Origin of the sequence: Rathayibacter caricis DSM 15933 (genome assembly GCF_003044275.1) — a bacterium.
GTDB classification, from domain to species: Bacteria; Actinomycetota; Actinomycetes; order Actinomycetales; family Microbacteriaceae; genus Rathayibacter; species Rathayibacter caricis.
In genome coordinates, this window is sequence record NZ_PZPL01000001.1 from 800,218 (window position 1) to 823,422 (window position 23,205).

A 23,205-nucleotide genomic window follows, 5' to 3' on the forward strand; every position below is an offset into this window, starting at 1 on the left:
CCGGGCGGGCTCGACGTACGATCTGCAGGGGATCCGCGGGGGAACGCGCTTCCCCCCGCGTCGCAGGACGCGGATCCGCCCTCATCACCTGCAGATCGTACGAGCACCACTCCGGAGGCGCGCCCTCCCGGTCACTCCTCGTACCATCTGCAGGCATCCCGCCCGGGAACGCGCATCCCCCCGCACGACCAGCAGGCATCGGAGCCGGATCCCCTGCAGATCGCACGAACACCTGCAGATCGCACGAGGACCGCTTCGGAGGCGGCACGCAGCCGAGCAGCCCTCGTACCGTCTGCAGGCATTCCGCCCGGGAACGCGCTTCCCTCCACATCGCAGGACGCGGATCAGCCCGGATCCCCTGCAGATCGCACGAACACCTGCAGATCTCACGAGCACCTGCAGATCGCGCAGGCGGCGCTCAGGGACTCAGGCCTCCGCGCCGTTCGCGATCTGCTCGTGGTGGTGGATGACCTCGGCGACGATGAAGCCCAGGAACTTCTCGGCGAACGCCGGATCCAGGTGCGACTCCTCCGCCAGCGACCGCAGCCGCGCGATCTGGCGCGCCTCGCGGTCGAGGTCGGCGGCCGGAAGTCCGTGCGCCGCCTTCAGCCGCCCGACCTTCTGCGTGAACTTGAAGCGCTCCGCGAGCAGGTGGATCAGGGCGGCGTCGATGTTGTCGATGCTCTGCCGGATCTGCTCGAGCTCGGCCCGGGCCTCCGACTCCTCGAGCGACGGGTTCTCGGTCATGCGTCCGACCCTAACGGACCCCGTCGACGACGAAGGCCCCCGCTCCGCGAGGAGCAGGGGCCGTCGAAGGGCGCGTCGTCAGGAGACGATCGTCAGCTCCACGGGGATGTTCCCGCGGGTCGCGTTCGAGTACGGGCACAGCGTGTGCGCCTTCTCGGCGACCTGCTGCGCCTGCTCCGGGCTCGCGTTCGGAACGTGGATGTCGAGTTCGACCGCGAGGCCGAATCCGCCGTCGTCGTTCTTGCCGATCGAGACGCTCGCCGACACGGCCGCATCGGTCGTGTCGATCTTCAGCTCCCGGCCGGCGCCGTGCAGGGCGCCGAGGAAGCAGGCGGAGTAGCCGGCCGCGAACAGCTGCTCGGGGTTGGTGCCGTCCCCGGAGCCGCCGAGCTCCTGGGGCGGGCGGGTGTCGAGGTCGAGGCGGTCGTCCTCGGTGCGGACGTGACCGTCGCGTCCTCCACCGGAGGCGTGGGCGATAGCGGTGTAGAGAGCTTCCATCCCCCCATCACACCACTCGTCGCCCGTGTGCGAGGTGAACGCCGGATGCACGTCCTCCCAGTGCGCGCTGCCCGCGGCCCGAGAATCCCCGGCAGGCCGAGTATCCGCCGACGATCCCGGCGCCACGGCGTCAACCCCCTGACAGCCCCTCCCCGCTCGGTGTGGCCTGGAGGGGCACGACCGGCGAGCGCCGGTCAGAACGGAGCAAGCATGCGCGCACTCACGTGGCAGGGCGTCGAGAAGGTCTCGGTCGAGACCGTCCCCGACCCCCGCATCCAGCAGCCCACGGACGCGATCGTCCGCATCACATCGACCGCGATCTGCGGATCGGACCTGCACCTGTACCGCCTCCTCGGGCCGTACCTCGACAAGGGCGACATCCTCGGCCACGAGCCGATGGGCGTCGTCGAGGAGGTGGGCGCCGGAGTGACCTCGCTGTCGGTCGGCGATCGCGTCGTCGTCCCCTTCAACATCGCCTGCGGCGAGTGCTTCATGTGCCGTCGCGGACTGCAGTCGCAGTGCGAGACGACGCAGGTCACCGAGTACCAGTCGGGCGCCGCGCTCTTCGGCTACACGAAGATGTACGGCCAGGTCCCGGGCGGGCAGGCGGAGTTCCTCCGCGTGCCGCTCGCCGACTACAACACCGTCAAGGTCGGCACCGACCTGCCCGACGACCGCTACCTCTTCCTCAGCGACATCGTGCCGACCGCCTGGCAGGGCGTCGACTACGCGCAGGTCCCGGAGGGAGGCACGCTGGCCGTCTACGGGCTCGGCCCGGTCGGTCAGTTCGCCGCCCGCATCGGCGTGCACAAGGGCTTCCGGGTGCTCGCGATCGACCCGGTCGCCGAGCGCCGCGCCATGGCGGCGCGTCACGGCGTCGAGGTGTTCGATCTCACGGACGACGTGGTCGCCGAGCTGCGCGACCTGACCGAGGGGCGCGGCCCCGACTCCGTCGTGGACGCGGTCGGCATGGAGGCGCACGGCTCACCCGTCGGGTCGCTCGCGCAGTCGATGGCCGGGCTGCTGCCCGATCCGCTCGCGCGGAAGGCGATGGACACGGTCGGAGTGGACCGGCTCGCCGCGATCCAGGGCGGACTCGAGCTGGTGCGCCGCGGCGGGACCGTGTCGCTGAGCGGCGTGTACGGCGGCGAGGCGGACCCGCTGCCGTTGAAGTCGATGTTCGACAAGCAGGTCACGCTCAAGATGGGCCAGTGCAACGTGAAGCGCTGGATCGACGAGCTGCTGCCGCTCGTCGAGGACCCGAGCGATCCGCTGGGCGTCATGGACCTCGTCACGCACCACGCGCCGCTCGAGGATGCACCGGGCCTCTACGAGACGTTCCAGAAGAAGGAGGACGGCTGCATCAAGGTCGTCCTGCAGCCGTAGGGCTCCCCTTCCGCGATCAGAACGTCGGCCAGGAGTAGGGCTCAGCCACCATCGTGGCTGACAAGCACTCCTGGCCGACGTTCTGCTCGGCCACGGCTCCGAGGCTGGTTAACGCACGAAGGCGGCGCCCCCGCGAGGGGAGCGCCGCCGACGTGAGTGACTGCCTACTTGAAGACGTCCTTGACGTCCTCGCCGACCTTCTTGGTCGAGGCGGCAGCCTGGTCCTTCTGGCCTTCGGCCTTCAGGTCCTGGTCGTTCTTGTGGTCGCCGACGGCTTCCTTCGCCTTGCCGGCGATGTCCTGAGCGGCGTTCTTGATCTTGTCATCGAGCCCCATAGGTGGTGCCTCCTTCACTGATCGTTGAGCACGACGTTAGGCATCGAAGCTCGCTACCACCTGAACAGGGGCAGGGGGTTGCGTCCCGGCCCGGGGAGGGCCAAGCTCCGCCCCTCAGGTCGCGGGAGTCGCCGTCTCGGACGCCGGAGTGTCCGACGGCGGATTCGTGGGCGTCTGGGTCGATCCGTCGTCGGCGCTGGTCGGCACCGCGCTGCCCGACTGGTTCGGCGTCTGCGCGTCGCCCGTGCAGCCTGCCAGCAGGCCGACCATCAGGGCGGAGGCGCCGAGCGCCCCGAGGATCCGTCGGGCGGTCACTTCTTGCTCACCGCGTCCTTGACCGCTCCGGTGACCTTCTCGACGATGTTCGGCTTGGGGTCGGTGCCGTAGAAGCGCGGGTCCGGCTGGGTGGCCGGCGGCATCGGGGCGCTGGTGGTCGGCCCGTCGTGGTAGCTGAACTCGCCCTTGCCGTCGGGGGTGGGGCCCGACGCCCAGGTGCCCTCCTTGGCGGCCTGCCCGTCCGAGAAGTTGAGGTATTGGTACGAGACCGAGCGCTCCTCGTTCGCGAGCGGGAAGTTCGAGGGCACCGGCAGGTCCTCCTTGCCCTCCGCGCGCAGCTCGGCGGCGGCCGCCATCCACTGGTTCTGGTGCATGGTGTCGCGGGCCAGGAGGAACGACATGAGGTCGCGCACGCCGTGGTCGTCGGTCATGTGGTACAGCCGCGCCACCTGGAGGCGGCCCTGCATCTCGGCGTTCGCGTTCGCGGTGAAGTCGGCGAGAAGGTTGCCGCTCGCGGTGATGTACGAGCCCTGCCAGGGGTTGCCCATGCTGTCGACGGGGCGGGCGCCGGCGCCGGCGACGATCGCGTGCTGGATGTCGGTGCCTCCGATGACCGCCGCGAGGACCGGGTCCTTCTTCATCGCATCCTCGGACTGCTCGATCGGAGCCTTCTCGAGCAGCTGGGCGATCATCACCGCGATCATCTCCACGTGGCCGAACTCCTCGGCACCGATGCCGAACAGCAGGTCGCGGTACTTGCCGGGCTCGTGCGAGTTCCACGCCTGGAAGCCGTACTGCATGGCGACGGAGATCTCTCCGTACTGCCCGCCGAGCACCTCCTGGAACCTCCTCGCGAAGACCGCGTCGGGCTTGGAGGGCGACGCCGTGAACTGCAATTCCTGCTTGTGGAAGAACATGCTGATGGATCCCTTTCCTCACAGATATGGGCGGGTGCGACCCCGTGTCCTCTCGACCGTAGGCAGCCCTGTTCGCGGGCCAGAAGGGGCTTGACTGCGGAGCGTTCCCGCCGCGGGACCGACGAGTTGAGAGCGCTTTCCCGGCGACTCCGCAGTGTGCTCCGAGGCGCTCGACGGCAGCCCCCCGTCGCACCCGATCCGGGCATCGCGGGGGCGCGATGGTAGACCTGTCCGCCGCCTCAGCGCTACGCCCTTCCCGCTTCCTGGGAGCGCTGCCCAGACTGGCCACTGCCGGCGCACCGATTCCCTCGGAGCGGCCCGTCGGCACGCACACCTATTCCCCCGACTCGATCCTGGAAGGGACTGACGATGTCCACCATCGATCCCGATTCACCTCCGTTCGGCAACGGCGCGGCCAACTACGGCGCGACCGAGGCGAGCTACGACACCACGACGACCACCGGGACCACCGGCACTTCCGGGACCTCCGGCAAGGTCGACACCGCGAAGGAGGCTGTCGGCACCGCGAAGGAGCAGGCCGGCTCCGTCGCCGGCGACGCCAAGCAGGCCGCCGGTGACGTGCTCTCCACCGGCAAGCAGGAGGCGGCGAACGTCGCCCACGAGGCCAAGGTGCAGGTCAAGGACCTCCTCGACCAGAGCCGCGGCCAGCTGACCGAGCAGGCGCACGCCCAGAAGGACAACGCCGCCAAGGGCGTCCGCGCCTTCAGCGACGACCTCACCTCGCTCGCCAAGGGCGAGGGCGGGAGCAACGCCGCCACGAACCTCGTCTCGCAGCTCGCCGATCGCGCCCAGGGCGTGGCGTCGTGGCTCGAGGACCGCGAGCCCGCCGAGCTGCTGGAGGACGTCAAGTCCTTCGCCCGCCGCCGTCCGGGTGCGTTCATCCTGATCGCCGCGGCCACCGGCCTCGTCGGCGGACGCCTCCTCCGCGCGCTCACCGCCGAGGCCAAGGACGAGAAGGAGGCCACCGCCTCCACCTCGGGCCCCGAGTACAGCGCCCCCGCCGCGTCCAGCGTCGACACCGCGTACGTCGACAGCCCCTTCGTCGACGACACCTACACGGGCACCACCGGCAGCAGCTCGCTCGAGCGCGACCACCTGCCTACCGAGCCGGTCGCCGACCCGCTGAGCACGCCGCCGACCTCGACGGGCTACGACACCTTCCCGGGCGACGGTACTTACCGCGATGGAGGGCGGCCATGACCGACTCCACCGGAGCGCATCGCGCCGGGTTCGGCGAGCCGACCCCAGACGAACGCGCCGCCACCACGTCGCTGGGCGAGCTGCTCGGCGAGGTGTCCCGCGACCTCTCCACGCTGATCCGCCAGGAGATGGCGCTCGCCAAGGCCGAGATCAAGGAGTCCGCCGGTAAGGCGGGCAAGGGTGCAGGACTGCTCGGAGGCGCCGGTTACGCCGCGCTGATGGCCGTGCTGTTCCTCTCGATCGCCCTCTGGTGGGGCCTGGGTCACCTGATCGACAACGGCTGGTCGGCCGTCGTCGTCGCCGTGATCTGGGGCGTCATCGCCGCGATCCTCTACTCCGTCGGGCGCAAGAGCCTCAAGCAGGTGGAGGGCGCACCCGAGACGGTCGACTCCCTCAAGAAGATTCCCGAATCACTCAAGCCGAACGGGGCAGGACGATGACGTACGACGCAGCACAGAACAAGACCGCGGACGAGATCCGCGCCGACATCGAGCGCACCCGCGGCGAGCTGGGCACGGATGTGGACGCGCTGGCCGAGAAGGTCAGCCCGCACGCCATCGCTCAGCGCCAGACCGACAAGGTCAAGAACGCCGTCGGCTCGGTCCGCGACCGGGTGATGGGCACCGTGCACGACGCGACCGACTCGGTCTCGGGCTCGGTCTCCGGAGCGGGCGACTCCGTCAAGGGCGCCGCCGGCTCGGTCAAGGGCAAGGCCGAGGGCAACCCGCTCGCGGTCGGCCTGATCGCGCTCGGCGCGGGCCTGCTCGTCGCCTCCCTCATCCCGGCGTCCAGCGCCGAGAAGCAGGCGGCGTCGAAGGTCAAGGACTCGGCCCAGCCGGTCGTCGACAAGGTCACCGACGCGGCGAAGGAGGCGGCGAGCGAGCTCCAGGAGCCCGCGCAGCAGGCCTTCGCGTCCGTCAAGGAGACCGCGACCGACGCCGCCGCGAACGTCAAGGACGCCGGCACGTCCGCGACCGAGGACGTCAAGGACTCGGCCCGCGAGGCCAAGCACGCGGTGCAGGAGAACGGACAGGCGTAGCCTCTCCCCTCACCTACGAGAAGGGCGGTGGATCCCCGGATCCGCCGCCCTTCTTCGTTCTCTCAGCCCCGCAGCGGAGCCGATCCCGCCTTCGTGGTCCGCTCGGCGAGTCCGGCGAGCAATTCCCGGAACGCGTCCTCGGCCGTCCGCGTCGGTTCCCACCCGAGCACCTCGCGCGCCCGCTCGGTCGACATCACCGGCACGTTCGTCGCGATGTCGATCCACCCCGCGTCCGTCCGCTGGATCCGCAGGTGCCACGTCGCGGTGACGAGCGAGCGGATCAGACCGGTCGGCGCCGGGATCCAGCGCGCGCCGACGAGGTCCGCGATCCGCTGCGGTGTGAGCACCGGCTCGGCCGCGATGTTGAACGCGCCGCCCGCCCGACGGTCGATCGCCCGCCAGAACGCGTCGGCGACGTCGTCCGCGTGCACCGCCTGGAAGATCATCGTGCTCGGCAGCGGCAGCACCGGCGGCCGGATCCCTCCGAGCCACCGCGTCGGGTAGCGCGGCCCCGCGAAGAGCCCCGCGATCTCGGTCGCCGCCGCCTTCTGGAACACCAGCCCGGGCCGCAGCCGCGTGACGACGATCTCCGGATACGCCGCCTCGAACACGTCGAGCGCCCGCTCGTTCGCCGCCTTGTGCACGCTGTAGGTCGAGGTGTGCAGCCCGCCCGTGGGCCAGCTCTCGTCGACCCGCTGCGACTTCGGAGCCGCGCTGTAGGCGCCGACGGAGGAGGCCACCGCCACCTGCCCGACCCCGCTCGCGGCCGCCGCCTCGAGCACCTTCGCCGTGCCTCCGACTTCGACGAGGCGCTGGAACGCCGGATCGTGGCTGGGCTGGAGCGCCCACGCCAGGTGCACGACCGCGTCGACGCCCGCGAAGGCCTCGCGCAGGAGCCGCTGCGCCGCACTCGAGGCGACGTCGATCTCCTTCCACGTCACTCCCCGGTACTCGGAGGAGTCGGGGCGGGGCGCCCGGCGCGCGATGCCGACGACCTCGACCGACTCCTCCCGCTCGAGCCGCCGCAGCAGCGCCGTCCCCAGATTGCCCGTCGCTCCGACGATCGCGATCCGCATGTCGATGTCCTCCCCCGGCCGGCAGGCGCCGCCGTGGTTCGAGGCTAGGCAGTGGTGTTGGGATGCCGCGGCGGCTTGACAGGTCGCTGCGACCATTGGTGACCTCGGCGGTGTGCGACAGAGCCGCTCCTCTCACTACGCCGTCAGGCGCATCCCTCCCGAGCGACCGCGCTGCCGGAATCAGGGCCTGAAAGGCGGGAGCCCGGCCCATCGAAGACGATGGGCCGGGCTCGAGGTGCCTGCTGTTGCAGGGAGAGTCAGCAGGCCGGTGCTGTGACGTAGTCGACGTAGTGGTTGTTGCCTGCGTCGATGTAGCCGATCGCCGCGGTGACGCCGGTAGCGATGGGGTTGGGCTCGTTGTAGTAATAGAGGCCACCCTCAGGGGAGAGGAAGTAGCCGACACCGACTGCGGTCGAACGGTCGCCGCCGTGGGACGCGGTGCTGTTGTCCTCGACGCGGTAGGTGAAGCTGTTGCCGGTCGAGTCGACGTAGTCGACGTAGTGGTTGTTGGCGGAGTCCATGTAGCCGATCGCGGAGGTGACGCCCGTCGCGACCGGATTGGGGTTCTCGTAGTAGTACAGGCCACCGTCGGGCGAGAGGAAGTACCCGTTGCCGACCGCCTTCGAGCGGGGGCCGCCGAAGGAGGCGGTGTTGTTGTCCTCGACCCGATAGCCGAAGGCGTTCCCGGTGGAGTCGATGTAGTCGACGTAGTGGTTGTTGGCGGTGTCGAGGTAGCCGAAAGCGGAAGTGACGCCCGTCGCGACCGGATTGGGGTTCTCGTAGTAGTAGAGGCCGCCGTCGGGTGAGAGGAAGTACCCATTGCCGACAGCGGTGGAGCGGTCACCGCCGAAGGAGGCGGTGTTGTTGTCCTCGGCGCGGTAGGCGAAGGAGCTCCCATCGGTCTTGACGTAGTCGACGTAGTGATTGTTGGCCGCGTCGAGGTAGCCGACTGCAGATGCCACGCCGGTGGCGACGGGGTTGGGGTTCTCGTAGTAGTAGAGGTTGCCCTCGGAGTCGAGGAAGTAGCCGTTTCCAACGACACCCGATCGGTTGCCTCCCATCGAGGCGGCGCTGTTGGTCTCGTGCACGTACGCCCAGGCGTTACCCGCAGCCGACACCGTGACCGGCGCGGCGGCGGTGGCACTGGAGGTCGACGCGGCGATCGTGACCGTTGCGGCGGTGCCGCTCGCCTTCACTCCGCTGAGCACGACCTCGCCGTTCGCGTCGGTCGAGAAGGGGCGCGAGCCGGTCTCGCCGTTCGACCAGGTGAGTCCTGCCGGAAGGGTGACGGTGACGAGAGTGCCGGTGGGCGGCGCGGTCGTACCGTCGGTGGTCGCCTTGATGACGACGTCCTTCAGGGTGCCGCACGCAGCGACCGTGTAGGGCCCGTTCGTGAAGGCGAGCGTCGGCGCCTCGCCCGACGCCGCCGCGAGCGGTGCGCCGACAGCGGTGGCGACGACCGGGATCGTCCAGGCGGCGCCGGCGACGAGAGTGCGGCGCTGAACGCCTCCATTCGAGTCGCGGACGAAATCGGGCTGATTGTGAGTCATGAGAACCTTTCGCTTTATGGGGACGGTCAGATGATGACGATCCCTCGCGCTCGGGTCCACCGCAGCGGCGGTTTTGCATACCTGTTGCGGCCTAGCTTGTATACGTAATGCATCCGTATGTGGACGAGCGTCGCTGACGGCTATTTTCGGATTGCCGATCAACGTCGAGAATCCTCCCCGCCCGGAGCGAGACGGCGTCGCGGCCCGATCGGAGCGAGCGCCGAATGATTCTTCGCGGTGATGCCGGCACAGCCTGGTTCTCGTCTCGCGGACTCACACCGACGGGCCCGTCCGAGGTGGTCGTCGACGAAAGGACATTGCCCGGTCTCCGCCTCACGAGGACGTGGCACAGCCCGGTATCAGGAATTCTCGAAGCACCGCAGAACGCACTACTCGTCATACTTCAGCTCGACTCTTCTCTGGATATCCAGCCGTGGCAGGAGGGGCATGGATCATCGGACCTTGTGGAGGTTCTCGCTGGTGACTCGTTCGCAGTCGAAGCCGGACAGCGGATACTGATGCAGTCGACCACGGCAGGCGCGCGCATCGAGATCGAATTGCAGGAAGAAGAGCCATCGGGCCTCGACGAGGCGGCCTTTCCCGCGCTTCTCTGGAGGCGCCAGGATCAGGGGTGGTCGCATTCGGCGCTGGTCTCGCTCATCAATGTCGTGCTCAATCTCGATCAGGACGCCCCCGTGACCGATTCGTTTCATTTCGTCGCGGCTGTTCGGGCGTGTTGGAGCGCATTCCTCCCGCACGCTGTCACCACCTCGGAAGCCGTCGCGGACTCCGCTGCACACACGCTCGCACGGAGAGCCTTGACGAGCATCGAGACGCGAGCATTGGACCCGAACTTCACCGTCAATAGACTCGCCGAGGAATTGGGTGTCACCCGCGCCTATCTGTGGCGAGTAGTCAAAGACGAGACATCCACTACGCCCAGCGATATGCTTCGCGCTATCCGGCGCCGCGCGGCCGTCGCATTCACAGAAGAGAGCCGAAAGGCGGGCATCCGCTTGACTATGGACGAGCTGGCGCAGAAGGCGGGATTCGGCTCGGTGGACTCCCTTCGACGCGCCTTGAAGACAAGAGAGCACCACGACCCGCTCCCCTAGCAGGCCACCCGTCCTCGCGAGACCTGGAACCACCCGCGCGGGCATCCGACGGCCTCTGCTCGACGAAGAACGGCCCCTACCGCCAGAAGCGGTCGAGGCCGTTCTTCCGCCTGTCTACGCGCAGGGCTGGGTGACCACGTAGTTCGCGAAGTTGTCGCCGTTGCTGTAGGTCGAGACAGCACTGACGTTCCGGGCGACGACGGTGTTCGTGTAGTACAGGTCGCCGTTGTCTGCGAGGTAGTAGCCGGAGCCGACGGGGGTCGAGCCGGCCGGGACGCTGGGGAAGTAGGCCGTCGGTCCGGCGGTTCCCGCCTGACCCGCCGCCCCCGAGTTCGTGACGAAGTTGGCATAGTTGCCCTGCTGGGCACTGTACGTCGAGACGGAGGCGACGTCGGAGACGACCAGGGTGTTCGTGTAGTACAGGTCGCCGTCGTCGGTGAGGTAGTAGCCGGAGCCGACCGGCGTGGACCCGAGGGGAACCGACGTGAACTGATCAGGGCCGGACGCGTTCCCGACCTGGAAGGCGGTGCCGCTGGTCGTGACGTAGTTCGCGAAGTTCTGGCCCGCGTTGCTGTAGCTCGAGGCGGATGCGACACCGGTGGCGACGACCGTGTTCGTGTAGTACAGGTCACCGTTGGGAGCGAGGAAGAAGCCGGAGCCGACGGGCGTCGATCCGCTCGGGACGCTCGAGAAGTAGGTGGGCACGCCCGACACCCCCACCTGACCCGCGACTCCGGCGGCCGTGATGAAGTTCGCGAAGTTGCCTCCCTGGTTGCTGTAGGTCTCGACGGAGTCGATACCCGTGGCCATCACGGAGTTCGTGTAGTAGAGGTCACCGTTCGGAGCCAGGAAGTATCCGGAACCGACCGGCTCGGACCCTGCCGGCACGGAGGTGAACGCGCTGACTCCGGAGCCGACGCCGATCTGGAAGGCACCGCCGACGCGCGGCGCCGAGAGCGCAGCCGTCGCCGTGGCGGCGCCCGCACTCGCGACGATCGTCGAGTCTCCGCCGCCCGCAGGGACCGTGATCGGAGGGAGGAGCACCGATCCGTCCGCCCCGGAGGTGAAGGGCCTCGACGTGCTGCCGTCGTCGAAGGTGTAGCCGCCGGAGAGGGTGATGGTGACGGACTCGCCTGGAGCGACAGCGCCGCCACTGCTCACCACGACTCGGGCGTTGTCGATGGTGCCGCACGCGGAGCCGGTGTACTGCGGCAGATCGAATGCGAGGGTGAGCGCCTCGCCCGATGCCGCTGCGAGCGGTGCGCCGATCGCGGTCGCGACGACCGGGATCGTCCAGGCCGCGCCGGCGACGATCGTGCGGCGCTGGACGCCGTCGGAGCCCGTGAAGGTCGCGCCCGCCTGCACTGCGGATGAAGTGTCGTTCTTGGTCATTCGGATTTCCTAACGTCGACGAGAACAGATGACGTGAGTGATCTTCGACACCGAGAGACGGGAAATCATCTTTCGCGAGAGGAGATGCGCGTCTGACGTTCGTCTCTGCGCGTCTGACGTCCGTCCTTTTGCCGTGACGGTCGGAGCGGTCGAATGTGGTCCTATGTCCGAGGGGTGCTGGCGCGCGGACCCCCGAGGATCGACAGTCCGAATCCGATCGAGGTGGTTCCGTGAACGCCTCCTCGTCCGAAAGGCGAATCGCGCTGACGGGGCCTTCCGCCCGGGAATGGCTGCGGCGACGAGGATGGAGCCTCTCGGAGGAGACGGGCCCGCAGCAGCTCTACGCCGACGAGATCCGCCGGCACGACTTCGTCATCCGACGACAGTGGACATCGACGATCTCCGGCCGGTGGACGGCGCTCGATCCTGACATCACCCAGGTCACCCTCGTCATCGAAGGGGATGCGCGAGTCGAGATCGGAGGGAAGGAGAGTCGCCTTCACGGCGGGTACGCCATCTGGCGGGACCGAAGGGCGAAGGTGTCGCTGGAGTCACCGACACCTCTCGCGCTGATGCAGATCGAGAGCGCAGGCGTCCCCCGTGATTTCATCTCGGCAGAGCGGGGCGACGGAGCCGTTTTCGAACCGCTTCCCGCGTTACGGGAGATGCTCGCTGGCCAGATCTCCGCCACGTTGAACTCCGAGATCGAGCCGTCGATGAACGAGTTCGCCTATCTGCAGGGATCGATCGAGTACGCGACCATGGCACTCCTGCTCGGCGTCGAGAAGAAGGCGAGGGGGAGGGATCTCTATCACCGCGCAGCCGACATCCTGATCACTCGCGCAAGCGATCCCGAGCTGACTCTCGACGAGGTCGCCGAAGAGTTGCGGATATCGAAGTCGCACGTGCAACGCGCCTTTCGAAACGCAGGGACGACACCCCTCACCTTCCTGGAACGAAGAAGGGTGACGATCGCTCGCACATTGCTCGAGGACGGCACGAGCCCGACGAGTGAGGAGGTCGATTCGGTCGCGCGCCGCGCGGGATTCTCGTCCACTCGGATGATGAAGGACGCGTTCCGGCGGGAAGCGGCTCGTGCGAGGAAGGACTAGTCGCTCTCGCTCGGACTCCAGCCGGCGGAAGCTCGCCGACGGGGTCCAGGACCCGACCGGCGATCGCGGGGTCGAACCACGGAGGAGCCCCGGTACCGGCTCGACGGTCGGTCGAGCGCTCGTACCGGGACCGGATCAGCGCCGACGGCGCGGTCAGCAGCCGCCGGTCGTGTAGCTGGCGATGAGGGCGCCACCGGGGTGGTCGTAGGCACTTCGCGTCGAGCACGCCCTTCGCGATGATCTCGGTCGTGGACCCGTTGTTGTACAGAAGCGTGCCGTCCGGCATGAGGAAGAACCGGTCGCCGACGACAGCGGCGGCCGAGGGGACGATCGCCCGAGGACAAACCCGGGCGATCGTCCGACGTCCAGTTCTCTACGGCCAGCTCGGGCCAGCCGGTGCCACGTGACGTTTCAGCAGGTCGCTCCGGTGGCGTAGCCGAGGACCGACTGATTGCCCGAGCCCCAGTTGTTGAAGCTCGCGCCAGAGCTGATGACTCCGGTGGAGATCACGGCGCCGTCCTGACCGTAGACGGTGCCGTCCTTGAGCCAGAAGCCCGTCCCGACCGGTGTCGCCCCCGTCGGAACGCCGCCGAGGACTCCGGAATAGGGGGCGCCCCCGCTGGTCAGGATGTAGAGGTGAGCCGCACCGGCCGAGTCGGTCCAGGTGAGGCGCGACTGATTCGCGGAACCCCAGTTCGTGAAGTCAGCGGCGGAATCGACGACGTCCGTGGCGATCACGGCACCGTCCTGACCGTAGATGGTGCCGTCCTTGAGCCAGAAGAGCGTTCCGACCGGCGTCGCGCCGATCGGGACGCCGGTGAGGGTGCCGAAGTAGGGGGCACCTCCGCTGGTCAGGATGTAGAGATGAGCAACACCGGCGGAATCGGTCCACGTGAGTCGCGACTGGTTCGCGGAACCCCAGTTGTTGAAATCGGCAGCGGAGTCGACGACGTCCGTGGCGATCACGGCACCGTCCTGGCCGTAGATCGTGCCGTCCTTGAGCCAGAACAGCGTCCCGACCGGAGTCGCCCCGGCCGGCACGCCGCTGAGGACTCCGGTGTAGGGGGCATTGCCGCTGGTCTGGATGAAGAGGTGAGCGACACCGGCAGTATCAGTCCAGGTGAGGCGCGACTGATTCGCGGAACCCCAGTTCGTGAAGTCAGCGGCGGAATTCACGACGTTCGTCGCGATCACAGCACCGTCCTGACTACGGATGGTCCCGTCCTTCAGCCAGAAGCCGGAACCGATCGGAGTCGAGCCACCAGGCACACCGGTGAGGACTCCGTTGTACGGGGCGCTGCCGCTGGTGAGGATGTAGATATGAGAGGCCCCGCCAGAAACGGTGACGGGAGCCGCAGCCGAGTTCGACGATGTCGCTGCGGTGATCGTCCCGGTCCCGGGGGTGCCGGTCGCCTTGAGGCCGCTGAGCACGACCTCGCCGTTGCCGTCGGTGGGCAGAGCCCGCGAGCCCGTCTCGCCGTTGGACCACGTGAGACCTGCCGGGAGAGTGACGGTGACCGGAGTGTTGGAGGGCGGCGGAGTCGTGCCATCGGTCGTCGCCTTGATCACGACGTCCTTCAGCGTGCCGCACGCGGCGACGGAGTAGGGCCCGTTGGTGAAGGCGAGCGTCGGAGTCTCGCCCGACGCCGCGGCCAGCGGTGCGCCGATCGCGGTGGCGACGACGGGGATGGTCCAGGCGGCACCGGCGACGACGGTGCGGCGGTGGACGGATCCGGGAGTGTTCTCGGTCATGTGAGTCCTTCGAGATCGGTGAGGCATCGAGGTGATGCGAAGCGAGCGTGTCTCCCGAGGCGGCAGGACGAGGAGGGGAAGTGAGCTTTCGTCTCAAATCGCGTCGCTACCCGGTCTCAATCGACGGGATCGCTGCCGCTCCGGCTCCGGGTGCGCTGTCATGGAGCCGTGACCGACCAGCCGACACCCGCGTTCCCCGCTGCCCGCGATCGACACGATCAGCTCGCCGAGCGAGGGCTCGCCCTCCGCGACGGCGACGCGATCGCCTGGCTGGGCCGCCGCGGGTTCTGGTGCGAGCCCCGCGGGCCCCTCCACCTCTTCGCGGATCGGCTCCTCGACGGGCCGTTCGAGCTCCTCCGCGTCTGGCACACGCCCGCGCGCCTCGGCCGGACTCCCGACGGCCGGTCCGGCTCCCGGAGCGAGACCCTCCTGCAGATCGACGGCGCCGTCGTTCTCACCAGCGGGTCGCAGTCGAGCACGCTCGGTCCCGGCGGCGTCGCACTCCTGCCGTCGGACGGCTCCTGGGTCCTGGACGGAGCCGTCGCCAGCGCTCGGATCGAGATGCGAACCCGGTACGGACTCTGGCCGTCCGACGTCGCCGACCGCCGGATCGAGACGCTCGAGGCGGGCAGCACCGCCTTCCGCGAGGTGCTCGTCGCGACCGCGATCAGCGCGCTCTCCTCGAGCATCCATCCCGGCGATCAGGGGTTCGTCTCGTTCCGGCAGGCGGTCGAGAGCCTGATGACCGGTCTGCCGGAGCTCCTCGGCGTTGCGGAGGCGACGACCCCCGAAGAGGCTCTCCACCGCCGAGCGCTGGAGCTCATCCGGAAGGAGGCCGCGGACCCGGACCTCACCGTCACGACTCTCGCCGCACGACTCCTCGTCTCCCGGCGGCACTTGTACCGCGCTTTCGCCCCTCACGGCGCGACTCCGCTCGCCGAGATCCACGCAGCGCGCGCGAGCCTGGCGCGAGAGCGCCTGGATCTCCACGCCCGCGACCGCGGGGTCGGGCGCCACGAGATCGCCCGCCGCTCCGGCTACCGGACGGTCCGCGCGATGAACGAGGCACTCCGGACCGGGTAGGCGGCTCGCTGAGCCGATCGAGTCGGCAGAATCCTCTGCGCGGCCGCTCGCAGGGCTCTCCGGATTCCGCGACCGAGGCGCGCTCCGCCGCGCCCTCGCCGCTCACCCGACCACTACGACGGAGAAGCCTGGTGGGCGATGACGACGACGGCCGTGTCGATGATCAGCCTCGGAACGACGACGGATGCCTCACCTGCGCGATCCGACCGGAAGCATCCCAGCGGTCGGTTCCCCTGCTCTGAACCACGATCGTCACCCGCATGCCGCCTGTGCAGGTGCGGATAGACTTCACAGGACGGCGTCCCGTACATGCTGGAGCGTACGGGACGCGTCTCCTCCCAGGCCCCGAGGATGCAGACGCTCCTCGCTTCGGAGGGCCGTTCCATGCCCGAGGGTCGATACCTCGCAGCCCTCCTCAGCGCTGCCGAGGCCCAGGAGTGGAGTCGCACCCTCGAACTCCTCGAGGAGTACTGGCCGCGTCTGGTCCACGTCCGCCAGGCCGAGCTGCTGGGGATCCTCGAGCTGATCCCGGAGAGCGTCCTGGACGAGCGCCCGCGGTGGATCCGAGCGCGGGACTTCGTCCGCAGCCGCTCGACGACCGCACCACCGGACGACGACGATCTCCCCGGGCTCCCGGCCCTCACCTCCCGGATCGTCGAGCTCCGGCGCGCGGGTCGAGCCGCGGAGGCGCTTCCGCTCCTCGCGCAGTGCCGGAGCCTGGAGAACGCGACCTCTCAGGTCGAGGCGGCCGGCGAACGCTCCGAACGGCTCTACCAGTGGGCTCGCGCTCTCGAGGACCTCGGCGAGACGAGCGACGCGCTCGACCTCTACGAGGCCGCCGCCCTCGCGACGGAGTCCGCACCGTCGGCCGGCAGGATGCGGTCGCTCGCGGGCGGCGCCGCTGCCCTCCTCGCCGCCCTCCACGGCGAGCGGGCCCGAGCTCAGCGCTCTCTCGACGAGTTCTGCGGGGGCGAAGAGGAGCCGCTCGGCGGCGGCGCCTCCGCGGCTCTCGCCCGGGCGCTCCTGCGCTTCGACGTCCTCGACCGCGAGGGGGCTCGCCGACTCGTCGCCGGGATCGATCCGACCACCGTCAGGCACCGCTGGGCGCACTACTTCCACGTCCGCGCGATCGTGGAGTGGGAGCAGCGATCACGCGTTCTCGAAGCCGAGCTGGACACGCAGCTGAAGTCGCGACCGCTCTCGACGCTCTCCGTGATCGATAACGGATCCGTGCGGATCACGCGCTACCTCCTGCACGCCGCCGATACTCGGCCCCGTCGCGCGGTCGACGCACTGGGATCCTCGACGTCGATGAGCACGATCCTCGACCACTTCATCACCGCCCTCAGGGCCTTCGTCCACACCAGAGAAGGACGCACCGCCGACGCCCGCCACCTCCTCGCCCGCCTCCGCACCGCCCGGCTCGCTCCCCGCGCTGAACTCCTGGCGCTCGTCGTCGGACCGGACCGCTCCCCCGACGACCTCGAGCGCATCGCCGCCCTCGCGGCCGAGCACGGCCTGTACTGGCTCCTCACCGCGCTCCCCGAGCACGATCGGAGCACGGTCTCGGCGCTGCTCACGCAGCACGAGCCGCTCATCGCCCCCCAGAGCCCCCTCGAGCCGACCCCAGCCCTCTCTCCCCCGCTGCTGACCCCCCGGGAACAGGACGTCGCCCAGCGCGCCGCCCTCGGGGAATCGACGGCCGACATCGCCTCCGCCCTGCACGTGAGCCCCAACACGGTGAAGACCCAACTCCGCAGCGTCTACCGCAAGCTCGGCGTCTCCACCCGCGACGAGCTCTTCGCCGCGCTGCACTGACGGGCGCGCCCATCGACGACCCGATGGTCCTGATCACCTGGCACGAGACGCATGTCCGGGAGCGGTGCAGGTCTACCCTCGCGGGCACGGACGGCCGTCCGGTCACCCCGTACCCCGACTACTCGAAGGAGACGAGCATGTTCAACCGCAGGATCGTGACCACTCTCACCACCACCGCAGTGGTCCTCGGCGCGACCCTGCTCACAGCTCCTCCGGCCGCCGCAGGAGAGCTCGTCTACAGCAACGGTGGACCCGGGCACTGCTTCACCGTCCGGAAACAGCGGGACGCGATAGGGGCCGCGCAGGTCACCGTCTGGAACACCTGCGGAGACCGCCGTCGGGTCAAAGTGATCTGGAAGTACGGCCCCGACAGCGGATGCAACACCACCTGGGCAGGCGACCGGAAATTTAGCGACAGCTCCGCCGTCCAGGCCAAGTTCGACAAGCTCGTCACCTGCTGATCCCACCGGCAACGACACGGACGACGCCGGCGACCGAGCCGACCGGAGGGTGATCGCGCTCGGCGTCGTCATCCTCGTCCCGGCGGGTCTGTGCATCGGAGCTCTGGCGATCGCCTGATCGCGCGATCGACGGGATCGGGCTCGGTAGCCGTGCCGTCGTCGGCACGTCTCCACCGGCCCGGTCGACTCGACCAGTGTCTCGACGGGGCGGCCACCGAGGTGCGGCTGCTGACACGACTCCTCAGCGCCGAACCGGCGCGGAACGTGCCGGTCAGCCGGTCCGCCTCCTACAGTCGTTCTCGATGCCTCGAGTCGGACTCGACGCCGACGGCACGAGGCTCGCACGGGCGTCGGAGACCCGGCACTCCCGGGTCCACCACGGGAACGGGAGACGACATGCGCGAGACCCTCCTCCGCGGACCATTGTCCGCGCTGGCCGTGGCGGGCGTGATCGCCGCGTCCGGCTGCTCCGCGGCCCCTCCTGCGGACGTCGGCACCCCGACCGACCGCTCGAGCGCGTCCACAACGGGAGCGGACGCCCTCGGGACCTACGGCGTGACCGGAGCGTCGGAGGGGCAGGAGCAGCTCGACTGGACCCGTGCCCTCACTCTCGAGCTCGTCACGCGCGACTCGGAGACGCGTCTCCAGGTCAGCGGCGCGTGCAACTTCCTCGATTTCGCTCTCGTGGACGCGGGCTCGGGCTCCTGGTCGGCGCTCTCCGGCCCGGCGATGACGTACGCCGCCTGCAGCGGCGAGACCGGCGCCCGCGAGACGTGGCTGCTCGACGCGATCGGCGGAGCCGTGATCGAGGTCACGGGTGCGGATCTGCGGGTGACGTCCCGCGAGATCCGGATCCACGCCGCCGCGTGCGCGACCGGAGAGTACTCCGAGCAGCCCGCTCCCTCCTGCGCCGCCGGCGCGACGGTCACGCCCTAGGCGACGGCGAGCCGGACCCCGCCCCCGCGGCCGCCCGGCCGCCCCTAGCCCAGCCCACCGCCCCCGCGCATCCCCGCGCGCAGCATCCGCACGCTCCCTAGCCTGGGACGCATGCCCCACCGCGATCCCGCCGTCCACCACGAGGTCGACGGCGTGCAACTGCGCTCCTACGCCGTCGGCCCGCTCGACGCGCCCCGGACCTTCGTGCTCCTGCACGGCATCGGGATGTCGCACCGCACGTTCTCGCGCCTGGTCGCTCCGCTGCGGCGGCACGGTCGGGTGGTCGCCGTCGACCTCGCGGGCTTCGGCGCCAACCGCTCGCCGAAGCGGCGCGTCGGCATCGCCGACCACGCCAGGTTCGTCGCCCGGGTGCTGGAGGATCGGGGCGTCACGCGCGCGATCGCCGTCGGCCACTCGATGGGCACGCAGGTCGCGGTCGAGCTGGCCGCACTCGTCCCCGACGTCGTCGAGGGAGTCGTCCTCATCGGCCCCGTCGTCGACCCGCAGCGCCCCGGAGCCGTCCGGCAGGGCCTCGCGCTCGCCCGCGACTGCCTCGGCGAGCCGATCGGAGTCGACGCACTGGTCCTCGGCGACTACGTGCGCGGAGGCATCGGCTGGTACCTCCGGCAGCTCCCCGAGATGCTGCACCACCCGATCGTCGAGCGGGCGGCCGTGCTCGCGCAGCCGGTGCTGATCGTCCGCGGCCACGACGACCCGATCGGCACGCGCGACTGGTGCACGCGGCTCGCCGACGCCTGCTCGGACGCCCGGGTGATCGAGCTCGGACGCTCCCGCCACGTGGTCCCGCGCACCGAGCCCGAGGAGCTGGCCCGCGAGCTGGGGCGCTTCGCCGCCGCGATCGGGACACCCCCCGCGGCTCCCGGCGAGTCGACCGCCGAGGCCTCCCCCGAGACGGCCCCCGTCGTCGAGGCCGTGCGGTGAAGCGGATCCTGCGCGACGGCCTCTGGTGGATCCAGGACTACGCCTACGCCGTGGCCTGGCAGGTGCGCGGCGTCGTCTCCCGCCGTGCCCCCGACGACTACCTCGACGGCGACCGCCGGCCCGTGCTCGTCCTGCCCGGGATCTGGGAGACGTGGTCCTTCCTCCGCCCGATCATCGACCCGCTGCACCGGCGCGGTCATCCGCTGCACGTGCTCGACGACCTGGGCCGCAACGGCCGCCCGGTCGCCCGCACGGCGGAGGACGTCGCCGCCTACCTGGAGCGCCACGACCTGCGCGATGTGGTGATCGTCGCCCACAGCAAGGGCGGGCTGATCGGCAAGTACGTCATGACCGAGCTCGACCCCGACGGCCGGGTCGACCGCATGGTCGCGGTCTCGACCCCGTTCGGCGGCTCGCGCTACGCGCCCTACCTCGTGCTGAAGAGCCTCCGCTCGTTCTCGCCGCGCGACGCCACGACGCTGCTGCTGGCCAGCCGGGCGGGAGCGAACGCACGCATCACCTCGGTCTTCGGCGTCTTCGACCCGCACATCCCCGAGGGCAGCATGCTCGAGGGCGCGGTCAATGTGCGGATCGAGACCGGCGGTCACTTCCGGATCCTCGGGAACCCCGAGACGCTCGCGGCCGTGATCGCCGCGGTGTCGGCCGAGGAGCGCGCCTGAGCGCCTACTCCTTCGCCGCCGACCGCCCCACGAAGTGCACGGAGCGGCGTCGCTCCGCCTCCTCGCGCACCTCCAGGTGCCGCACGACGAAGGCGCCGGCGAGGAACGCGTAGCCCACACCCGACGCGACTCCGGCGGTGATCGAGAGCACCTGGAGCAGCAGCGCCAGCGTCGGCGACGACCCCTGGTACGGCCCCCAGACGAACGGCGCGACGTCGATCAGCAGGATGCGCAGCGCTACGGCGACGAGGCCGATGACGAGCATCGCGCGCGAGGACAGCGTCGGGATCATGGGTCTCCTCCGGTCGTCGTCCCAGTCTCGTCCGCGCGCCGGGAGGAGTCGAGGGCCCCGTAGCGCGCGCTCCTCCCCGCTCGCAAACCCCTACCCGTCCGAGGGCACCGAGCGGATGCTGGTGGCATGGCTCCTGCGCGCACGACCGGACCGACCGAGCTCCTCCTGGTGCGCCACGGCGAGAGCGTCGCCAACGTCGCCGCCAGCGCGGCCGAGGCCGAGGGTGCTCTCGAGATCGCGGTCGACCGGCGCGACGCCGACGTCGAGCTGTCCGAGGCCGGGCAGGAGCAGGCCCACGCGCTCGGACGCTGGCTCGGCGGGGAGGCGGCCCCGGTCTCGGCCTGGAGCTCGCCCTTCCTCCGCGCCTCGTCGACCGCGCACCTGGCCCTCGCCGAGGCTGGCCTCGACCTGCCGCTCCGGATCGACGAGCGCCTCCGCGACCGCGACCTCGGCATCGCCGACCGGCTGACCACCTCCGGGTTCCGCGCCCGCTACCCCGACGAGGCGGCGCGGAGGGAGTGGCACGGCAAGTTCTACTACCGGCCGCCGGGCGGCGAGTCCTGGACCGACCTGGCGCTCCGGATGCGCTCGTTCCTCGACCACCTCGACGCCGCAGCGCCGACCGGACCCGCGGTGCTGTTCTGCCACGACGCCGTCGTGCTCATCACCCGCTACGTCTGCGAGGGGCTGTCCGAGCGCGAGCTCCTCGACATCGGCGCCTCCACCCCCGTGGCCAACGCGTCGGTGACGCGCCTGATCCGCGGCGACGACGGCTGGAGCGTCGAGCGCTTCTCGAGCACCGAGCACCTGGAGCGGACCGGCGCGCCGGTCACCCGGCACGACGACCGCGACGAAGGAGAGGGAGACCCGCATGAGTGAGGTCATCGACCGCGCACTGCTCGAGGGGCGCTGGCCGCTGCCCGAGCCCGGAGGATCCAAGCACGCCCGCGGAGACGTGGTCGTCGTCGGCGGCGCCAGGAAGACCCCCGGCGCCGCCCTGCTCGCGGGGATCTCGGCGCTGCGGGTCGGCGCGGGCCGCATCACGCTCTGCGTCGCCGAGTCCGTCGCCTCGGCCACCGCGGTGGCGCTCCCCGAGTGCGGCGTCGTCCTGCTGCAGGAGTCGCGGACCGGATCGATCACCGGCCGCGGGCTCGAGGCGCTCGAGGGCGAGCTCGCCTCGGCCGACGTCGCCCTGGTCGGACCGGGCCTGGACGACCCGAAGGCGACCGCCGCGACGCTGCGGGCCCTCGCTCCGCTGCTGCGGGACGTGCCCGCCGTGCACCTGGACGCGTTCCCGCTCGGCGTGCTGCCGGGCCAGAAGCGGGTCGCCCGCTCGCTCGCGGGACGGCTCCTGATGACTCCGAACACCGCCGAAGCCGAGCGGCTGCTCGGAGCGGAGATCGACGACGTCGAGACGGCCGCCGTCGCGATCGCGCGCCGCTACGAGGCGGTCGTGAGCCTGTTCAACGTCGTCGCGAGCCCGGACGGCGTGCTCGTGCACGCCGAGGGCGAGCACCCGGGCCTCGCGACGGCCGGGAGCGGCGACGTGCTCGCCGGCGCGACCGCGGGACTCCGCGCGCGGGGCCTCGACGGCGCCGGCGCGGCGGCTTGGGCGGTGCACCTGCACACCGAGGCCGACTCCCGCCTCACCGAGCGGATCGGCGCGGCCGGCTACCTGGCGAGCGAGATCCCCGCCGAGTTCCCGCCCCTGCTGCGCGCCTGAGCCATCCACTCCGAGACACCGCGGATCTCGATACGGCCGCTGCGCGCCCTACTCGATCAGCAGAAGCTCTTGCTGGTCGAGTAGCCCCGAAGGGGCGTATCGAGACCCACGTCTCCCAGAAGATCAGTCTCTTCCGCGCCCCGCGCTGGCACCGAAGGCGCCCTCTCCGCTCGATACGGCCGCGCCGCGCCCTACTCGATCAGCGAGGGCGACCGCTCAGAGCGCGACGTCCGCGACCGAGAACGCGACTCCCGGAGTGATCAGGATCGCCGTCTTGCGCGGCTCACCCTCGCCCTGATTCACGATCAGCCAGCGTGACGACTCGCCGTCGAGCGCCCGCTCCACATCGGCGCGCACCTCCGCGGCGCTCGTATCGGTCAGGCTGTACGGCGATCCGCCGTAGATGATCTCCACACGCTTCACAGGATGGGCTCCTCGCTCGGGCGACTGCTGCCGTGCGGTTCCTCGCTGATGCGCAGACCGTGTGCGGTGTGCGAATCGGCCAGCAGCTGACGGATCCAGTCGGGGTTGATCGAGGGCGCGCGGCCCCCGTGGTACTTGAAGCGCAGCGGGATCGCGGGGTGCAGCCAGATCGAGGTGCGCCCGTCGCCGACCGCCTGCGAGTCCTTCCACGAGAAGTAGAAGGACTCGTTGCGCGACAGCTTCGAGCCGATGACGATCTGCAGGTGCGCCAGCAGGCGGTCGTCGAAGTCGGCCTCCAGAGTGGAGTCGTAGATCAGTCGGCCCATCAGGGCACTCTCCGTTCGGGCCGCGATGCTCGGCGGGGGCCGGGTGACGCCGGGGCAGCGCTCCCGCTCCGGTACTCGCGGCAGGAGCCGATCCTACCGAGACGT

At 70.1% G+C, this 23,205-nt stretch carries 26 protein-coding genes; 14 read left to right on the plus strand and 12 right to left on the minus strand.

Annotation, left to right across the window (positions count from 1 at the left end; translation table 11 throughout):
• Nucleotides 1–426: 426 nt before the first annotated feature.
• Entirely contained in the window at nucleotides 427–747 is a 321-nt protein-coding gene (locus C1I63_RS03690) for a chorismate mutase (RefSeq protein ID WP_055794255.1), read from the minus strand.
• 78 nt (nucleotides 748–825) lie between these two features.
• Nucleotides 826–1,245 (minus strand): organic hydroperoxide resistance protein, encoded by a 420-nt coding sequence (locus C1I63_RS03695; RefSeq protein WP_107573817.1) that lies wholly within the window; start codon nucleotides 1,243–1,245, stop codon nucleotides 826–828.
• Nucleotides 1,246–1,455: 210 nt separating this feature from the next.
• On the opposite strand from C1I63_RS03695, the gene C1I63_RS03700 reads away from it, so the two are divergent.
• Nucleotides 1,456–2,631, plus strand: coding sequence for a zinc-dependent alcohol dehydrogenase (locus tag C1I63_RS03700; protein WP_107573818.1), 1,176 nt, complete (start codon nucleotides 1,456–1,458; stop codon nucleotides 2,629–2,631).
• A 164-nt stretch (nucleotides 2,632–2,795) separates the two neighbouring features.
• Here the strand turns inward: C1I63_RS03700 and C1I63_RS03705 are convergent, their stop codons facing one another.
• The 3 genes from C1I63_RS03705 to C1I63_RS03715 all read right to left on the minus strand — a co-directional run bounded on the left by C1I63_RS03705 (nucleotide 2,796) and on the right by C1I63_RS03715 (nucleotide 4,159).
• Nucleotides 2,796–2,966, minus strand: coding sequence for a CsbD family protein (locus tag C1I63_RS03705; RefSeq protein WP_055794249.1), 171 nt, complete (start codon nucleotides 2,964–2,966; stop codon nucleotides 2,796–2,798).
• Between the two features lie 114 nt (nucleotides 2,967–3,080).
• Entirely contained in the window at nucleotides 3,081–3,281 is a 201-nt protein-coding gene (locus C1I63_RS03710) for a hypothetical protein (protein ID WP_055794248.1), read from the minus strand.
• Entirely contained in the window at nucleotides 3,278–4,159 is an 882-nt protein-coding gene (locus C1I63_RS03715) for a manganese catalase (protein ID WP_107573819.1), read from the minus strand. The genes C1I63_RS03710 and C1I63_RS03715 overlap by 4 nt, the downstream gene beginning before the upstream one ends.
• 369 nt (nucleotides 4,160–4,528) lie before the next feature.
• Here C1I63_RS03715 and C1I63_RS03720 point away from each other — a divergent pair, with 369 nt between their 5' ends.
• The 3 genes from C1I63_RS03720 to C1I63_RS03730 are packed head-to-tail and all read left to right on the plus strand — an operon-like array spanning nucleotide 4,529 to nucleotide 6,419.
• Nucleotides 4,529–5,380, plus strand: coding sequence for a hypothetical protein (locus C1I63_RS03720; protein WP_107573820.1), 852 nt, complete (start codon nucleotides 4,529–4,531; stop codon nucleotides 5,378–5,380).
• Nucleotides 5,377–5,820 (plus strand): phage holin family protein, encoded by a 444-nt coding sequence (locus C1I63_RS03725; protein WP_056868691.1) that lies wholly within the window; start codon nucleotides 5,377–5,379, stop codon nucleotides 5,818–5,820. The genes C1I63_RS03720 and C1I63_RS03725 overlap by 4 nt, the downstream gene beginning before the upstream one ends.
• On the plus strand, nucleotides 5,817–6,419 hold the full coding sequence (locus C1I63_RS03730) for a DUF3618 domain-containing protein (RefSeq protein WP_055794241.1): 603 nt from the start codon (nucleotides 5,817–5,819) through the stop codon (nucleotides 6,417–6,419). Before C1I63_RS03725 ends, C1I63_RS03730 begins: the two co-directional genes overlap by 4 nt.
• Before the next feature lie 62 nt (nucleotides 6,420–6,481).
• Here the strand turns inward: C1I63_RS03730 and C1I63_RS03735 are convergent, their stop codons facing one another.
• Together C1I63_RS03735 and C1I63_RS03740 are read right to left on the minus strand one after the other, a co-directional pair.
• Nucleotides 6,482–7,495, minus strand: a complete 1,014-nt coding sequence (locus tag C1I63_RS03735; RefSeq protein ID WP_107573821.1) for an NAD-dependent epimerase/dehydratase family protein — start codon at nucleotides 7,493–7,495, stop codon at nucleotides 6,482–6,484.
• A gap of 257 nt (nucleotides 7,496–7,752) precedes the next feature.
• Nucleotides 7,753–9,045: a hypothetical protein gene (locus C1I63_RS03740; RefSeq protein WP_107573822.1), complete on the minus strand. Its 1,293-nt coding sequence runs from the start codon at nucleotides 9,043–9,045 to the stop codon at nucleotides 7,753–7,755.
• 518 nt (nucleotides 9,046–9,563) lie between these two features.
• Here C1I63_RS03740 and C1I63_RS03745 point away from each other — a divergent pair.
• A complete protein-coding gene (locus tag C1I63_RS03745) occupies nucleotides 9,564–10,160 on the plus strand; it encodes a helix-turn-helix domain-containing protein (protein ID WP_170116305.1) in 597 nt (198 codons plus the stop codon).
• 114 nt (nucleotides 10,161–10,274) lie between these two features.
• Here C1I63_RS03745 and C1I63_RS03750 read toward each other — a convergent pair whose 3' ends face one another.
• On the minus strand, nucleotides 10,275–11,552 hold the full coding sequence (locus C1I63_RS03750) for a hypothetical protein (protein WP_107573824.1): 1,278 nt from the start codon (nucleotides 11,550–11,552) through the stop codon (nucleotides 10,275–10,277).
• 230 nt (nucleotides 11,553–11,782) lie between these two features.
• Between C1I63_RS03750 and C1I63_RS03755 the strand changes: the two genes are divergently transcribed.
• On the plus strand, nucleotides 11,783–12,664 hold the full coding sequence (locus C1I63_RS03755; protein ID WP_107573825.1) for a helix-turn-helix transcriptional regulator: 882 nt from the start codon (nucleotides 11,783–11,785) through the stop codon (nucleotides 12,662–12,664).
• A 411-nt stretch (nucleotides 12,665–13,075) separates the two neighbouring features.
• Here the strand turns inward: C1I63_RS03755 and C1I63_RS03760 are convergent, their stop codons facing one another.
• Nucleotides 13,076–14,416 carry a hypothetical protein gene (locus C1I63_RS03760; RefSeq protein WP_107573826.1) on the minus strand — a complete coding sequence of 447 codons (1,341 nt, stop codon included), beginning with the start codon at nucleotides 14,414–14,416 and terminating at the stop codon, nucleotides 13,076–13,078.
• Nucleotides 14,417–14,584: 168 nt separating this feature from the next.
• On the opposite strand from C1I63_RS03760, the gene C1I63_RS03765 reads away from it, so the two are divergent.
• The 6 genes from C1I63_RS03765 to C1I63_RS03790 all read left to right on the plus strand — a co-directional run bounded on the left by C1I63_RS03765 (nucleotide 14,585) and on the right by C1I63_RS03790 (nucleotide 20,336).
• Nucleotides 14,585–15,499, plus strand: coding sequence for a helix-turn-helix transcriptional regulator (locus C1I63_RS03765; RefSeq protein WP_107573827.1), 915 nt, complete (start codon nucleotides 14,585–14,587; stop codon nucleotides 15,497–15,499).
• A gap of 384 nt (nucleotides 15,500–15,883) precedes the next feature.
• Complete coding sequence (locus tag C1I63_RS03770; protein ID WP_107573828.1) at nucleotides 15,884–17,317, plus strand: helix-turn-helix transcriptional regulator; 1,434 nt, start codon at nucleotides 15,884–15,886, stop codon at nucleotides 17,315–17,317.
• A 137-nt stretch (nucleotides 17,318–17,454) separates the two neighbouring features.
• On the plus strand, nucleotides 17,455–17,778 hold the full coding sequence (locus C1I63_RS03775; protein ID WP_146168357.1) for a hypothetical protein: 324 nt from the start codon (nucleotides 17,455–17,457) through the stop codon (nucleotides 17,776–17,778).
• Nucleotides 17,779–18,174: 396 nt separating this feature from the next.
• Nucleotides 18,175–18,714 (plus strand): hypothetical protein, encoded by a 540-nt coding sequence (locus C1I63_RS03780; protein ID WP_107573830.1) that lies wholly within the window; start codon nucleotides 18,175–18,177, stop codon nucleotides 18,712–18,714.
• Between the two features lie 111 nt (nucleotides 18,715–18,825).
• The gene (locus C1I63_RS03785) at nucleotides 18,826–19,656 is read left to right on the plus strand and encodes an alpha/beta fold hydrolase (protein ID WP_107573831.1); all 831 of its coding nucleotides are present in this window, start codon (nucleotides 18,826–18,828) and stop codon (nucleotides 19,654–19,656) included.
• Complete coding sequence (locus C1I63_RS03790; RefSeq protein ID WP_107573832.1) at nucleotides 19,653–20,336, plus strand: esterase/lipase family protein; 684 nt, start codon at nucleotides 19,653–19,655, stop codon at nucleotides 20,334–20,336. Before C1I63_RS03785 ends, C1I63_RS03790 begins: the two co-directional genes overlap by 4 nt.
• Before the next feature lie 4 nt (nucleotides 20,337–20,340).
• Here the strand turns inward: C1I63_RS03790 and C1I63_RS03795 are convergent, their stop codons facing one another.
• Nucleotides 20,341–20,628, minus strand: a complete 288-nt coding sequence (locus tag C1I63_RS03795) for a hypothetical protein (RefSeq protein ID WP_055794232.1) — start codon at nucleotides 20,626–20,628, stop codon at nucleotides 20,341–20,343.
• A 126-nt stretch (nucleotides 20,629–20,754) separates the two neighbouring features.
• On the opposite strand from C1I63_RS03795, the gene C1I63_RS03800 reads away from it, so the two are divergent.
• Entirely contained in the window at nucleotides 20,755–21,507 is a 753-nt protein-coding gene (locus C1I63_RS03800; RefSeq protein ID WP_107573833.1) for a histidine phosphatase family protein, read from the plus strand.
• A complete protein-coding gene (locus C1I63_RS03805; RefSeq protein ID WP_107573834.1) occupies nucleotides 21,500–22,351 on the plus strand; it encodes an ADP-dependent NAD(P)H-hydrate dehydratase in 852 nt (283 codons plus the stop codon). The genes C1I63_RS03800 and C1I63_RS03805 overlap by 8 nt, the downstream gene beginning before the upstream one ends.
• A gap of 216 nt (nucleotides 22,352–22,567) precedes the next feature.
• On the opposite strand, the gene C1I63_RS03810 is transcribed toward C1I63_RS03805, so the two are convergent.
• Nucleotides 22,568–22,774, minus strand: coding sequence for a hypothetical protein (locus C1I63_RS03810; protein ID WP_107573835.1), 207 nt, complete (start codon nucleotides 22,772–22,774; stop codon nucleotides 22,568–22,570).
• Nucleotides 22,771–23,100 carry a DUF7882 family protein gene (locus C1I63_RS03815; RefSeq protein WP_055794224.1) on the minus strand — a complete coding sequence of 110 codons (330 nt, stop codon included), beginning with the start codon at nucleotides 23,098–23,100 and terminating at the stop codon, nucleotides 22,771–22,773. The genes C1I63_RS03810 and C1I63_RS03815 overlap by 4 nt, the downstream gene beginning before the upstream one ends.
• Nucleotides 23,101–23,205 lie beyond the last annotated feature (105 nt).